Origin of the sequence: Salinimicrobium profundisediminis, from assembly GCF_026241755.1 — a bacterium.
Taxonomy (GTDB): domain Bacteria; phylum Bacteroidota; class Bacteroidia; order Flavobacteriales; family Flavobacteriaceae; genus Salinimicrobium; species Salinimicrobium profundisediminis.
Genome location: NZ_JAPJDA010000010.1, coordinates 87,697 through 102,385, shown reverse-complemented (window position 1 = coordinate 102,385; position 14,689 = coordinate 87,697). Strand labels below are relative to the sequence as shown.

Annotated in this window: 12 protein-coding genes; 9 read left to right on the top strand and 3 right to left on the bottom strand. The window is 43.3% G+C overall.

Features of this window, described 5'->3' with window-relative positions; genetic code table 11:
* Positions 1-36: 36 nt before the first annotated feature.
* Genes OQ279_RS07610 through bglX form a run of 3 tightly spaced genes read left to right on the top strand, consistent with a single transcriptional unit; the run spans position 37 to position 4,956 of the window.
* Positions 37-843: a carboxylesterase family protein gene (locus tag OQ279_RS07610; protein ID WP_266069269.1), complete on the top strand. Its 807-nt coding sequence runs from the start codon at positions 37-39 to the stop codon at positions 841-843.
* The gene (locus tag OQ279_RS07605) at positions 844-2,649 is read left to right on the top strand and encodes a family 43 glycosylhydrolase (protein ID WP_266069268.1); all 1,806 of its coding nucleotides are present in this window, start codon (positions 844-846) and stop codon (positions 2,647-2,649) included.
* A gap of 36 nt (positions 2,650-2,685) precedes the next feature.
* Positions 2,686-4,956: a beta-glucosidase BglX gene (bglX, locus tag OQ279_RS07600; protein WP_266069267.1), complete on the top strand. Its 2,271-nt coding sequence runs from the start codon at positions 2,686-2,688 to the stop codon at positions 4,954-4,956.
* Positions 4,957-5,161: 205 nt separating this feature from the next.
* Here the strand turns inward: bglX and OQ279_RS07595 are convergent, their stop codons facing one another.
* Positions 5,162-7,756: a glycoside hydrolase family 2 TIM barrel-domain containing protein gene (locus OQ279_RS07595; RefSeq protein ID WP_266069266.1), complete on the bottom strand. Its 2,595-nt coding sequence runs from the start codon at positions 7,754-7,756 to the stop codon at positions 5,162-5,164.
* Between the two features lie 18 nt (positions 7,757-7,774).
* Positions 7,775-8,674 carry an alpha/beta hydrolase gene (locus tag OQ279_RS07590; RefSeq protein WP_266069265.1) on the bottom strand — a complete coding sequence of 300 codons (900 nt, stop codon included), beginning with the start codon at positions 8,672-8,674 and terminating at the stop codon, positions 7,775-7,777.
* Positions 8,675-8,871: 197 nt separating this feature from the next.
* Here OQ279_RS07590 and OQ279_RS07585 point away from each other — a divergent pair, with 197 nt between their 5' ends.
* The 6 genes from OQ279_RS07585 (at position 8,872) to dnaG (ending at position 13,985) form a co-directional block, all read left to right on the top strand.
* Positions 8,872-9,441: an RNA polymerase sigma factor gene (locus OQ279_RS07585; protein ID WP_266069264.1), complete on the top strand. Its 570-nt coding sequence runs from the start codon at positions 8,872-8,874 to the stop codon at positions 9,439-9,441.
* On the top strand, positions 9,404-10,135 hold the full coding sequence (locus OQ279_RS07580; RefSeq protein WP_266069263.1) for a hypothetical protein: 732 nt from the start codon (positions 9,404-9,406) through the stop codon (positions 10,133-10,135). Before OQ279_RS07585 ends, OQ279_RS07580 begins: the two co-directional genes overlap by 38 nt.
* A gap of 64 nt (positions 10,136-10,199) precedes the next feature.
* The gene (locus OQ279_RS07575) at positions 10,200-11,228 is read left to right on the top strand and encodes a hypothetical protein (RefSeq protein ID WP_266069262.1); all 1,029 of its coding nucleotides are present in this window, start codon (positions 10,200-10,202) and stop codon (positions 11,226-11,228) included.
* A 172-nt stretch (positions 11,229-11,400) separates the two neighbouring features.
* Positions 11,401-11,634 carry a hypothetical protein gene (locus tag OQ279_RS07570; protein WP_266069261.1) on the top strand — a complete coding sequence of 78 codons (234 nt, stop codon included), beginning with the start codon at positions 11,401-11,403 and terminating at the stop codon, positions 11,632-11,634.
* A gap of 136 nt (positions 11,635-11,770) precedes the next feature.
* Positions 11,771-11,911, top strand: a complete 141-nt coding sequence (locus OQ279_RS17935) for a type II toxin-antitoxin system RelE/ParE family toxin (protein WP_370866509.1) — start codon at positions 11,771-11,773, stop codon at positions 11,909-11,911.
* A gap of 121 nt (positions 11,912-12,032) precedes the next feature.
* A complete protein-coding gene (gene dnaG / locus OQ279_RS07565; protein WP_266069260.1) occupies positions 12,033-13,985 on the top strand; it encodes a DNA primase in 1,953 nt (650 codons plus the stop codon).
* Here dnaG and OQ279_RS07560 read toward each other — a convergent pair.
* Positions 13,978-14,616, bottom strand: coding sequence for a response regulator transcription factor (locus OQ279_RS07560; RefSeq protein ID WP_266069259.1), 639 nt, complete (start codon positions 14,614-14,616; stop codon positions 13,978-13,980). The genes dnaG and OQ279_RS07560 overlap by 8 nt on opposite strands.
* Between the last annotated feature and the right edge of the window lie 73 nt (positions 14,617-14,689).

The following is a 14,689-nucleotide window of genomic DNA, read 5'->3' as shown; positions in this document are numbered from 1 at the left end:
TTTTTTTATTATCTGTCAGCTTTAAATATTACAATTATGAAAAATAACATTTCCCTTAATTTTCTTCTGTTCGCAGGCTTTTTTATGCTTATTTCAGCTTCAGGAATGGCCCAGGAGCGGTCAGAGTTTCAAAAAAAGCAGTTTATTCAGCAAAACGATACTTTAAACTATCGCATTCTCTTTCCGAAGAACTTTTCCGAAGAAAAAGAGTATCCGTTAGTGCTTTTTTTACACGGCGCGGGAGAAAGGGGAAGCGATAATGAAGCGCAACTCGTGCACGGGAGCGATTTATTCCTGAAAGAGGCAAACCGGGAAGATTTTCCGGCTGTGGTTATTTTTCCGCAGGCCCCAAAAGAAGATTATTGGGCAAAAGTGGAGGTTGAGCGAAATAAAACTCCTTTGGAATTTAATTTTAAGAACGAGGAGGAGCCTACCAAAGCCCTACATTTGGTGATGGCTCTTCTGAATTCTGTTACTTCGGAAGATTATATCAATAAAGACCGGATTTATGTGGGCGGACTTTCAATGGGAGGAATGGGGACCTACGAGATCCTTTCCAGAATGCCCGAAACCTTTGCCGCGGCTTTTGCTATTTGTGGCGGCGCAGATCCCGGCATCGTTAAAAAATATCCTGAAGGATTTAATATCTGGATCTTTCACGGCGAACAGGACAATGTAGTTCCTGCCGAACTTTCAAAGACCATGGCCCGCGAGATCAACACGGCCGGCGGTAATGCAAAACTGTCCCTTTATCCAAATGATAACCACAACAGCTGGGATTCGGCTTTTTCTGAACCTTATCTTCTGCCCTGGTTATTTTCTCATCAAAAAATGATTAGATAAATGAAAGGGTTCACCCACATTACCACAGCAGTAGCCGTATTCTTCAGCTTCTTTGCGCACTCGCAGGAAGAAGTACCTAAAACCTATATCAATCCGCTGGATATTGACTACTCCTATATGGTTTATAATTCCAGCAAGAATATTTCTTATCGTTCGGGTGCAGATCCTGCGGTAATTGAATTCCGAGGGGAATATTACATGTTTGTCACCCGCTCCTTTGGTTACTGGCATTCAAAAGACCTGGTTAACTGGGAATTCATTAAACCAAAACAGTGGTTTTTTGAAGGCTCCAATGCGCCCACCGCTTTTAATTACAAAGATTCGCTGGTGTATTTCGCCGGAGATCCTGCGGGCTACGGAAGTATTTTATATACCGATGATCCAAAAAGTGGAAACTGGACGCCCACGGCTTCCATTACCAGTAATATCCAGGATTCCGAATTGTTCATAGATGATGACGGCAAGGCCTATCTCTACTGGGGTTCCTCAAATGTTTACCCGCTTAAGGTGAAGATGTTAGATAAAGATGATCGTTTTCTTGAAACCGGTGTTGAAAAAGAATTGATCAACCTGGTTGAAGAAGAGCACGGCTGGGAGCGATTTGGTGAAAATAATTTCCATCCAACTTTAAAGGAAGGCTATATGGAAGGTGCTTCCATGACAAAACACAACGGCAAATATTACCTGCAGTATGCTGCGCCGGGCACCCAATTCAATGTATATGCCGATGCAGCTTACGTTGGTGAAACCCCACTGGGCCCCTTCAAATACATGAAGAACAACCCCTACAGTTTTAAGCCCGGTGGGTTCGCCAATGGTGCCGGTCACGGGATTACAGTAAAACAAACCAATGGACAGTACTGGCATTTTGCAACTATGGCCCTGGCTTCAAATTCTCACTGGGAGCGGCGGCTGGCCATGTGGCCAACTTACTTTGATGATGAAGGTTTGATGTATACCAACACCAGCTATGGAGATTATCCATTACATGCGCCTAGTCATCCTACTAAAGCAGGCCAGCATACCGGCTGGATGTTGCTTTCTTACAATGGGAAAGCGACAGTTTCCTCTTCGCAAATGCAAATTCGGAAGAGCACCTCTACCGATGGCGATTTTGATATCACCGAAATGCCGCTCGAAAAGAACAGCGACGGAGAGATCATCTCTAAAGTGCTTACAGATGAAAGCCCTAAATCTTTCTGGGTTGCTGAAGCCAATGATGAGGAACAATGGGTGGAGATAGAAATGCTGGCTCCCGGAAATATTTACGCTTTTCAGCTGAATTTTCATGATGAAGACTCAGGCATTTATACCCGTACCGAAGGCTTAAGACATAGGTTTACCCTTGAAGTTTCAGAAAATGGAAAAGACTGGAAAACAGTCGTAGATAGAAGTAATAGCTATATAGATGCGCCAAACGCTTACCTGCCGCTAAATGAGCCTGTAAAGGCAAAATACGTGCGCTATAACAACATAGAAGTTCCGGGGAACAATCTGGCTCTTTCTGAAATCAGGGTGTTTGGAAAAGGATTGGGTAAGAAACCGGCAAAAGTCAAATGTTTTACTATAAACCGCCAGGAAGACCGAAGAGATGCTGCCTTTAAGTGGGGGCCGGTGAAAGGTGCCCAGGGTTACACTATTCGCTGGGGAATAGCGCCCGATAAATTATACCAGTCGTGGTTGATTTACGGTGAAAACGAACATTTTATGCGGAATCTTGATAAGGGTACCACGTATTACTTCAGTATTGAAGCATTTAATGAGAACGGGATTTCAGAAAAAACTGAGATCCGGGAAGTAAAGTAAGAATAGACAATTTAATAATTTTTAAAGAATATAAGAATGAGAAAAATTAATCTTTCAGTCGCATTTTTGTTTTTTATGGGACTTTCATATCTCCAGGCACAGGAAAGAATTCCGCAGGTGGAGGCCCTCCTTGAGAAAATGACTTTAGAAGAAAAAATAGGGCAGCTCAACCTGCTCACTCCCGGTGGCGGAGTAGCTACAGGATCTGTAGTGAGTGAAGATGTTGAAGCCAAGATCAAGGCCGGTCAGGTAGGTGGTGTATTTGGAGTGTCGAGTCCAGAGAGGGTGCGCCAGGCCCAGGAAATTGCAGTTAAAAACTCGCGCCTGGGAATTCCGCTGCTTATCGGGTCAGATGTTATTCATGGTTACAAAACCACTTTTCCTACTCCGCTGGGGCTTTCTTCCAGCTGGGATATGGAGTTGATAAAAGAAACTGCTAAAGTGGCTGCAAAAGAAGCTACGGCTGATGGTATTAACTGGAACTTTTCTCCTATGGTAGATATTTCCCGCGATCCAAGATGGGGCCGTGTAGCCGAAGGTGCCGGTGAAGATGCATATTTAGGTTCTCAAATTGCGATTGCTATGGTAGAAGGTTACCAGCAGGATGATCTTACACAGCCTCAAACCATGATGGCAACCGTTAAACACCTTGCGCTGTATGGCGCTCCCGAAGGGGGTCGCGATTATAACCGCGTAGACATGAGCCGCACCAAGATGTTCAATGAATACCTGCCGCCTTACAAAGCTGCTGTAGATGCCGGCGTGGGTAGTGTAATGACTTCTTTTAACGATATTGACGGAGTGCCGGCAAGCGGGAACAAATGGCTGCTTACCGACCTGCTTCGCGAAAGATGGGGCTTTGACGGATTTGTAGTTTCAGATTATACTTCGGTAAACGAGATGATCGCCCACGGAATGGGAGACCTTCAGGATGTATCGGCAATGGCTTTAAAAGCAGGTTTGGATATGGACATGGTTGGCGAAGGATTCTTAACAACCCTGAAAAAATCTGTAGATGAAGGAAGGGTTTCCGAAGAAGAGATCACTACTGCCGCCCGTCGTATCCTTGAAGCCAAGCATAAATTAGGTTTACTTGATGATCCTTATAGATATTCTGATGCAAGCAGGCCCGAAAAAGATATTTTGACGGCAGGGAACAGGCAGCTGGCACGTCTTGCAGCAACCCAGTCTTTTGTTTTACTGAAAGATCACAACCAGGTACTACCGGTGTCAAAAAAGGCAAAAATCGCACTCATTGGTCCGTTGGCCGATGATCAAACAAATATGCTTGGAACCTGGGCTCCAACCGGAGACTTCAAACTTTCGGTTCCCGTACTTGAAGGTTTTAAAAATGTAGCGCCAAAGGCGAAAATCACTTATGCTAAAGGTGCGAACATCACCAACGATACGGCTTATGCGAAAAAAGTAAATGTATTTGGCCCCAAAGTAGAGATTTCCAATCGCTCTCCCGAAAAATTGCTTCAGGAAGCCTTAAAAGTTGCCAAAGCTGCCGATGTAATTGTAGCTGTGGTGGGAGAAGCCAGCGAAATGAGTGGGGAAGCGGCCAGCCGTACCAACATTCAGATTCCGGAGAGCCAAAAAAGGCTAATTAGAGAACTTGTTGCTACCGGAAAGCCTGTTGCTCTTGTACTCATGAGCGGTCGCCCACTTGATATTTCCGAAGAAATGGAGATGCCCCTAAGCATCCTGCAGGTTTGGCACCCGGGTGTGGAAGCAGGAAACGCTATTGCCGATGTGGTTTTTGGAGATGTAAACCCTTCAGGAAAACTAACTATGAGCTGGCCTAGAAACGTAGGGCAAATCCCTGTGTATTACGGGGAAAGAATTACCGGAAGACCTGCTGCTTCAGAAGAATTTGAAAAGTTTAAATCGAATTATCTCGATGTGGTCAATTCCCCGCTGTTGCCGTTTGGTTACGGGTTGAGCTACACCAGTTTTGAGTACGGTAAAAGTAAAGCCAGCAGCGAAAATTTGCGTGCAAACGAAGAAATTATCATTAGCACCACCGTGACCAACACCGGGAAAAAAGTAGGTAAAGAAGTTGTACAGCTTTATATTCACGACAAAGTGAGAAGCCTTACCCCTCCAAAAAAGCAACTTATTGCTTTCAAAAAGATCGAGCTGAAACCGGGAGAATCTATGACTGTTGAATTTCCGGTCACTGTAGAAGACCTAAAGTTTTACAACGGGTCTTTGGAATATGTATATGAACCGGGAGAATTTGACTTCTTTGTGGCAGGTAGCTCTAACAGTGATTTTGACGGCACTTTTACCGTGGTAGAATAATACCAATGAATTAAATTTACAGAGCCCTGTTGCTGCGGAAGCGGAACAGGGCTTTTTTTTAGCGGCAACCCGTGCAGGTCATTTTGAAACCTAATTTTAAACTGAAGCTTATGAAAACTGTAAATGAAAGTAGCTTAGCTTCCAAAAAGGGTATTTAAAATGCCATTTTTGGAAGCCGGGTTTTAAAATTGATTCAAACATTCAGTTATAATTTTTCCAGTTTAATTCCAGAAAGCAGCGATTTTCCTGCATTTTCAGAAAATTCGATCGCAATCCCTTTTTCTGTCTTCACCGTATAAGAAATTTCTACAGCGCGAATTCGGCCGTAATCGCGTGCCAGGTTAAGGTCTTCAGAAACAATTTTTCCGTTAACCTTCACATCAAAACTCCGCACTCCTTCCGGTTTCTTTTCTTCGGAAGTGTTGAGGTTGTAAATGTTCTCTTCGGAAGCATTGAACTCGGGTTCTGCAAACAATAAGGTGACTCTGTAGGTACCTGCTTCTACATCGAATTTATAGGCTTCAATGCTTTCGCGCATGGTTTGGAACAGTGGGTCATTCCCGGTTCCCTGAATATCTGAAGCCGTACCCTGGAACTTGGCAGCCGATTTTTGGTATACCTCACCGCCCACATAACCAAAGCCGCCCGGTTCATACTGCTGGTCGCTCATCCAGATTTCTTTTGTTACAGGATCTTTGTAATTCACATGTGTGCCCACGTTGATGGTCAAATCTTGCGTTTCGAGTTTTTTCAGCAGGTTTTTTCTGGGGAGCACATGGATGGTTCTGGAATGGGAGATGTCGCCTGTGGTGGCAGTGAGCCGGTGAGTTCCTTCAGGAAGTTTTAGGTCGAAAAATGAGATTCCGTCGGTTACTTCCGAAGAAATTTTAAGGCTGTCATTGATGCTTAGGTTCACCTTTTCAGCATTTGAAAATACCGGAATGCTGATTTTGTGGTTTTCGCTCTTCGGAAATTTTTGTTCATAATTCTCACCGGCAATATAGATCATGGATTCATCGACCAGTCTCGCCTGGTAGTAATAGTAAATATCTTTTTTACTGCGGTCAAAATTCAGCAGGCCTTTTTGGTTGATGTACGGAATGGCGTCCTGCCTGAAAGACGAACCAAAATCGGCGAAATTCCAGGCCGCCATTCCTACTACATAATCGCGGGCAAGCACCTGGTTGATGTAGCTGCGGTGTAATTTTAATTGGTAGGCCTCACTGTAATCCCAGGGTTTTGGATCTTCTGTCTGGATACGTACATCGGCGCCCGGCCCGTACTCCGAAATGATAAGTGGCCGGTTTGGATAGCGTTCGTGCTGCTCATCAAGAAATTTCCCGAAGTTTTCAAGTCCCGGTGAATACCAGCCAAAATAAAGGTTCCAGCCAATCACATCGGGTATATCGGCAATTCCCGAAGTATTATAGAGTTCATTTTCGTGCAGGGCCATCACGCTTAGCCGGTGAGGATCGAGTTCTTTGGTGAGCTTTTCAAGCTTTTTGGCCAGGGCTACAGAAGTTTCAATTTTATCTTCTTTTTCGCTTTCCGTCATCTCGTTGTTGAAAACCAGCCTGATAAAGATCTCGTTCATATAACCCCAGAAGATCACCGAAGGGTGGTTGAAAAACTGCTGAATCTGCTCCTTCTGCATTTGCAGGGCCACGTTGTGATACTCGTCTGTCGCGGTAACATCATTGATTACCGGCACTTCAGACCACACGATAAGCCCCAGCTCGTCACAGGTCCTGTAAACTTCGGGGTCTTGTGGGTAATGAGCAGTTCGCACAAAATTCGCCCCCATTTCTTTGATCAGCCTGTAATCGCTCTTGTGAATGGTGTTGGGAAGCGCATTTCCAAGTCCTTGTAGATCCTGATGTCGGTTTGCACCAATAAGTTTGATAGGTTTCCCATTCAGGTAAAAGCCTTTTTCGGGATCGGCTTCAAACCAGCGAAATCCGAATTTAGAACTGAATTCATCCAGCTTTTCTGAAGGATTTCCGCTCGCTAAACTGATCTCAAAGCTGTAAAGCTGCGGATCTTGGGGAGACCATAGGGCGGGGTTTTTTACTGAGGTTTCAAAAATGACATTTTTTGACTCCTTTGCTTTTAGCCTGATTTTTTTAGTGAGTGTTTTTAATTTTTTAGCATTGGGATCCAATATTTCTAATGCCACAGTGGCATTTCTGAAAGCTTCACCGTCATTTACCACTCTGGCTTCTACCTGTACCAGGGCTTTTTCTTCTGAAACTTGGGGCGTACGAACCAAAATATTTCCTGCAGCGGCATTTTCCAGTTCAAAGTGGAGTTTATCGATGATAATTAGTTCAAGATCACGATAAATTCCGCCGTAAAAATTGAAATCGGCATCCAGCGGCGGAATATTGGTGTTGTGGCTGTTGTCAACAACTATTTTTAGCTCATTTTCGGAAGCCAACTTCAATTCTTCAGAAATATCAATGACAAATCCGGTGTAGCCGCCAATGTGTTTTCCGGCAGAAGTGCCATTTACAAAAACTTCGGTCACCTGGTTGCTGCCTTCAAACTTCAGAAACACCTGTTTATTTTGCCATTTTTGAGGGGCAAAGAGGGTCTTTTTATACGTGCCTTTTCCGCGGAAATATTCCTTCCCGTCTTTAAAAGCATCTTCGGCATTCCAGGTATGGGGAATATTCACATTTTTTTCAGGCTGAACTTCCGAAGAAAAACGCCAGGCCGAATTAAGGCTTTGCACCTGTCGCTGGGCGATTGCCGTGCCCAAAAATGTGAAAAAGCAAAAAAGATAGGTGAAGATTTTCATTTTAAGGCTTTTTAAATGTTAGCGCCAAACTTCCATTTGTAGCTGTTCGTTGTTGAGAAACACCCGCTGAAAGAAATCAAAAACGTTGTCCAGCTCGTTAAAAGGCACACCCGAATGTTCATGTTTGCCGCCTTCAAAGCTGTACAACAGGTAGGAGGTATTGAGCTCTTTCAGTTTTTGAACGATGGTTTTTGAGCCGTCCAGCATCAGGTAACCGGGCGCACCAGGTTCGCAAAGATGGTGTGGCGCGGTGGCATAGGGCACAAGGTTGTCTTTAGTGCCGTGAAAAAATACTCCGGGAACCGCATTTTTGGAGGTAAGGTAGCGGGCATCAACAACGGCGCCGGCCAGGGAGAAAACCCCGTCGATATCTATATCCTGATATTTATTCGGTTCGCTTAACATGAGCTGGGGGTTGTAAACCGCATTTAAAACAGCTTCGGCACCGGCACTGCTGCCGCCCACAATGATCTGTTGGGGGTCTATGCGGTATTTATCTGCGTTTGTTACCAGAAATTGCACGGCATCCATAAAATCTTCAGCAGCCTTTTGAAAGGTTTCTATTTTTCCGGAAGCTTCATAATCACAGCCAAAAGACTGGCCTTTTCGGGTGAGGCGGTAAGAGATTTGCACCGCCACATAGCCTTTGCGGGACGCTTGTTGCGAAAACTTTACCAGATCTTCATGGGTGCGGGAGCCGCCAGAGAATCCGCCGCCATGCATAAAAACGATCAAAGGCCTCGAGCGGGCGGTATCATTTTTTGGGGTATAAATATCCAGTTTCAAAGCTTCACCATCTTTTGTGGCGTAAGTTTCGGTAATGGCGGGATCAACTTCAAAAATGTTGTCTAAAAATCGTTCCTGAGCGGGGCAGAGGCAGTAAATAAAGAGGAAGCAAAAGCTTAAAAAATAGCGCATATTGTAGGGATGTTAAAAGCCTCTAAGATAAGTTTTTTCCCAGTTTTTATTGGGCTGAGGCCTGCGGATTTCCCTTTTTTGAGAAGATTTGAATGAAGCTGCCACAGCTTATTTTTAAAAAAATCTAAACCCTCAGGCAACCTTTTGTAACTTTCACTCGTCTATGTTAATAGAAGGCCTTTTGAAAAGCTAAGCAGGTGAAAGTAATTCAACTCTTTAAGAACGATGCTTTTTTGATAAAACGTGCAGCCGCGGGAAACCGGCAGGCGCAGCGAAAGATCTATGAGAAACATTCGGCGAAGATGTTAAGCATTTGCAGGCAGTACGTGAAAGACCTGCATCATGCCGAAGAAGTGATGCTCAACGGCTTTTTCAAGGTGTTTACGCACCTGAAAGATTTTAGGGATGAAGGCAGCTTTGAAGGCTGGATGCGGCAAATCATGGTACGGGAATCTATCTCTTTTCTTCGTACCGATAAACGCAGCATGTTTGCTGAAGATGAGGTGCCCGAAAATGTAGATTTTTCGTACTGCTTTACTTCGGAATTCAATGCAGCGCACATCCAGGAGGTGATTGACGGTTTGCCCGAAGGTTATAAAATGGTGTTTTTGATGTATGCTGTTGAAGGTTATAAGCACCATGAAATAGCAAAAATGCTGAACATCACAGAAGGAACTTCTAAGTCACAGCTATTTAAAGCCCGAAAAATGCTTCAGGAAAAGCTGGAACATGAAAACAAGACAGAATATGGAACCGGAAAGAATTGAAAATAACGTAAAAAAGCTGCTTGAGGGCCGGGAGATCCAGCCATCGGCCGCCGGCTGGGGAAAGCTGGAAGAGCGCCTGGAGCAAGGAAGAAAAAAACCGACTTACCTGCTGTGGATAACCGCAGTTGCAGCCGTTGCTGCCTTGTTTTTTGTGCTGGGCACTTTCTTTGATTCGCCTTTTACTTCGGAAGCGCCGCAGGTAGTTGAGGAAAATCCTGCACCTCCTGTACTGCAGGAAAAGACCTCAGAACCCAAAGTGATTCAGATAGCTGCTTCTGAAGAAAACGAAAAATTAGAAGAGGAAGAAAAACCTTCCGCAGAAAGACCTGTCAAAAATGCCATTTTTGAGGCCCCTGTAGCCAGTGTTTCTGAAGCAGAAAACGAGGTAGCTTCGGGGAATTTTTCCGAAGCAACCGAAGAAAAAAAGCCTTTAAAAGAAATCCATTCCGACGAAGATAATTTGGAAGTTGCCGTAAATGAAAACCGTGCTGCAGTGAGTGATAATGAGGTGGAAGCCCTGTTATTGCTGGCAACAGCCGAATTAAAAGCTGACACCATCTTTACCGTAAATTCTAAAGATTTGCTTTACCAGGTAGAATACGAGCTGGAGCAGTCTTTTAGGCAAAAGGTTTTTGAGGTGGTAAAAGAAGGCATTTCACGAGCTAAAACGGCAGTGGCCAATCGCGATTTTTAATCTCAAATAATTCATCAATCAATCAATTAACGGGCTTTTAAAAAAGCCTATAAAAACCAGAACCATGAAAAAAAATATCTTTTTAATGTTCCTCATCTTTTGTTCGGTAGTTGTGAATCCTGCTGTTGCGCAGGAAAAAACAAATCCTGAAAAGATCGAACAATTGGAAAAGCAAAAGGAGCAGATCATCAATGAAGAGAAAGAAGCTCTTAAAAAAGAAGTGGAGGCCATAAACCGTCGCGCCGAAGCAAAGGAAATTGACTGGGAAGAAGCGGAAAAACTTAAAAGTGAAGCTGCCCGTAAACACGCAATGAATATTCAAAACCGGGTGGCTATTATTGATAATCAAATCGCGCTGCTCACAAGAGAAGAGACAACCGATGAATGGACGTGGGAAGATGCAGATGATGAGGAGGATGAGCATGATGACAACTGGTTTGACAAGAGCCGGTACAGCCGCACCTCTACCCACCTCATTATGGCGGTTGGGTTTAATAATGCTTTGAGCGATGGGCAGTCGGTCAATGATTCAGACTTCAAAGTAGGAGGCAGCCGTTTCTTTGAAATTGGGATGGCATGGAGAACAAGGGTGTTCGAAAAATCGAATTTTATGAGGCTTAGGTACGGATTTTCATTTCAGTTTAATGGCTTGAAACCTACAGATAACCGGTATTTTGTTGAAGACGAAGGCGTGACTGCGCTTGAAGAATTTCCGCTGAAGTTAGACAAATCGAAGTTTAGGATGGATAACCTTGTTTTTCCGGTACACTTTGAATTTGGTCCGTCGAAGAAGGTGGAATCTTCAAGAAGTGTTTGGTTCTCTACCCGAAATCAATTTAAAATAGGACTTGGGGGGTATGCCGGAATAAACCTGGGAGAACGTCAAAAACTGAAGTATGAAGAAGATGGAGAGAAGGTAAAGGAGAAGCTTAAAGGAGATTACAATACGAATGATTTTATCTACGGACTCAGTGGTTACATGGGCTTTGGGGGAACATCACTGTACGTGAAATACGATCTCAACCCAATATTTAAAGATCAGGCTACAGATCTACATAATGTTTCTGTAGGACTTAGATTTGACGTGAATTAGAATTAGCCACCGGTTATAATTTGATTAAGGACATCTTCGGGTGTCCTTTTTTTTGAGATTATTACAGCATGTTTTTTGCTATATTTAAGATGATATACTAAAAATATCAATTACTGCTTTCACGAGAAAATAAAGAAAATTAAAATTTGCTTTAAAAATTAAAAGGATGGAGATGAATAAAATGGAAATAAGGGAGAAATTGATTGCAGAAATAAAGCAAGTTGAGAACGTGAAGTTACTGAAAGTGCTTTATAACATGCTAACTGGAGAGGTGATTGAAAAGGATTATGTTCTAAATGAGGCACAGATTTCAGCTATAAATGAAGCAAGAGAGCAATACAGAGGAGGAGAATTTTTTACAAATGAAGAAGTAGATCGGGGAACTGAAGAATGGCTAAAAGAATAGTCTGGTCACGTCGTGCCAAAGATGATAGAAGGAAAATTCTGGAATACTGGCATCAAAGGACAAATCAAAAGTTTATAGTAAAAAGCTTTTCAGGTTATTTCAATTGGCTGTTCTCCAGATAAGGGAAAATCCAACAATGGGAAAACCTACCTCCCTAAAGAGTGTTCGAATGTATATTATTAAAGATTACCTGATGTTTTATGAAATATTAGAAAGTCATATCCTCATCCTCACAATTTGGGACAGCCGGCAAAATCCTGTTAAATTGAAGTTGTAAGGATCATTAGAAGAGAATTTATGTAAGGCCCACAAGAGAACCAGGCAAGCATTTTCAATAACCAAATTCCTTTCTGGTTTTTATATATACCTTACATTTGCCAAAATTTCCGCAGTAAAAATTGATCTCAAAAAACACCATAGATAAGGTTTTTGAAGCTTCCCGGGTAGAGGAGGTGCTTGGTGATTTTGTGAATCTGAAGAAATCGGGTAGTAACTATAAGGGATTGAGCCCTTTTAGTGAGGAACGCACGCCCAGCTTTATGGTGTCCCCGGTGAAGCAGATATGGAAAGATTTTTCCAGCGGCAAAGGAGGCAATGTCGTGGCTTTCCTGATGGAACACGAACATTTTACTTATCCTGAAGCCATAAAGTACCTCGCCAGGAAGTACAATATTGAGGTGGAGGAGACCGAACAAAGCCAGGAACAAAAGGAGCAGGCCGATGAACGGGAAAGCATGTACCTGGTTTCTGAATTTGCTGCAAAGTATTTTCAGAATAACCTGCTTAAAACCGAACTCGGCAAGGCAATTGGCCTAAGCTACTTCAGGGAACGCGGATTCACAGATGAAACCATTGCGAAATTTGGATTGGGTTACTGTCTTGATGATTGGAACGCTTTTACCAACGAAGCTCTTGGCAAAGGTTATAAGCTGGAATACCTCGATAAAACCGGGCTCACTATTGTTAAAGAAGATAAGCAGTTTGACAGGTTCAAGGGAAGGGTGATGTTTCCAATACAATCCATGAGTGGAAGAGTGCTTGGGTTTGGTGGAAGGATCTTAACCAATGACAAAAAAGCTGCGAAATATCTCAACAGTCCCGAGAGTGAGATCTACCATAAAAGCAAGGTGCTTTATGGGATTTACCACGCTAAACAAGCAATTGCAAAAGAGGATAATTGCTATTTGGTTGAAGGGTATACCGATGTGATACAGTTTAATCAGGCGGGTATTGAGAACGTAGTTTCCTCTTCGGGAACGGCTTTGACGCCAGAGCAGATTAGGCTTATTAACCGGCTCACCAAGAATATCACGGTACTTTTTGACAGCGATGCTGCCGGGCAGCGTGCTTCCATTCGGGGGATTGATCTTATTCTGGAGCAGGGCATGAACGTGAAAGTGTGTGCTTTTCCGGAAGGGGAAGACCCCGATAGTTTTGCAAAGAAGAATTCCGAAGAAGATGTAAGGTTATACCTGGAGCAAAATTCCAAGGATTTCATCAATTATAAGGCTTCCCTGTTAATGGAGGAAGCTAAGAACGACCCGGTAAAGAAAGCTTCGCTCATACGGGATATGGTGAGCAGTATCTCAAAGATCCCCGATAATATTCAGCAGGAAGTTTATGTGCAGGAGACTTCACGCATCATGGACATTTCTGAAGATGTTTTGTTTACCACTTTAGCTCAACTGGCCGGAAAACCAGCGGCTAAAACAGCTCCAAAGAAGACAAAGCAGTTTGAAGTGGTGAGGGATGAACCGGGGCCCCAGGTGAAAGTAGATGAGCTGTATGTGCTGGAGCGAACCATTATTAGTCTTCTGCTGCATTACGGTATGATGGAAGAAGATTTTGAAGACCTGGTGGTGAAGGTAGATGACAAGGGTGAAATTTCACTGGAGCCCGAAATGATGACGGCAAAGGTTTATGAAAAGATCTTTCTTGATCTACAGGAAGATGAGGTGGCTTTTGCCAACGAACATTTCCAGAAGATCTATCAACTGGTGATCAAGAAATACAATGAGGAGCAGGAATTTTCTATAGATACTTTTATAAATGAACTCACTCCCGAAAATGCTTCGGAAGTAACCAGTATCTTAATGGATGAAGAGCAGTATGTGCTTCACGACTGGGAAAGGATGGAGATTTTTGTGAAGGGTAAAAAAGCGGAAATTGGTCGTCTTGTAAATGAAACTATCCTTTCTTTGAGAAGGTTTTTGGTCAATAAGAAGATAAACGAACTTAACCGGACAATAAAAGAAGTTCCTCCCGAAGAGTCTACGGGTGTCTTACAGGATATCATGGATTACATAACTCTTAAAAAGGTACTTTCGGGCAAGTTAAACCGGGTTATGTAGGTCTTATCTGTAACAGGCGCGCCTGGTTAATAAGATCGGCAAGGTTATCTACCCTTAATTTTTTAAGCAGCCTGGTCTTATAGGTGCTCACCGTTTTTTCATTAATATCCAGGGCTTCGGCTATATCTTTATTCCTTTTTCCGGTAGAAAGAAGGTTGAGTACTTCGATCTCACGGGTTGAGAGTTTTTTATAGCGGGAAACAATGTTGTTGGATCTGGTAGTGCCGGAGTTGATCTTTTCACTAATCTCCTTGTTGAGGTAAATACCTCCCCGTGCCACCTGGTGCACTGCTTCACGAAGCACATCTGTAGATGCCGTTTTTGAGAGGTAAGCGGAGGCACCTGCCTTGATGGAGTTCAAAGCATACATTTCTTCGGGATGACAGCTAAGGATGAGGATCTTGGTACCCGGATTTTCAGATTTTATTGTCCGCAGAGCGGTAATCCCGTTAATTTCGGGCAGGTCAATTTCCAGGATAAGTACATCGGGCGTTTTGCTTTTTAAGGCCTTAAAAAGGTCCCGGCCATTGGTAACTTTTCCCACTACTTCATATACACCTTCCTTCTCTAGCAGAGAAGATATCCCCATTCGTGTTATGGGATGGTGGTCTGCAATTAGAATTTTAATCATTGTTCGAATTTTAGCACAAGAAATTCCATGGGCTATCCCATCGCAATCTGCTGATTATTAGTTTTAATCGTAA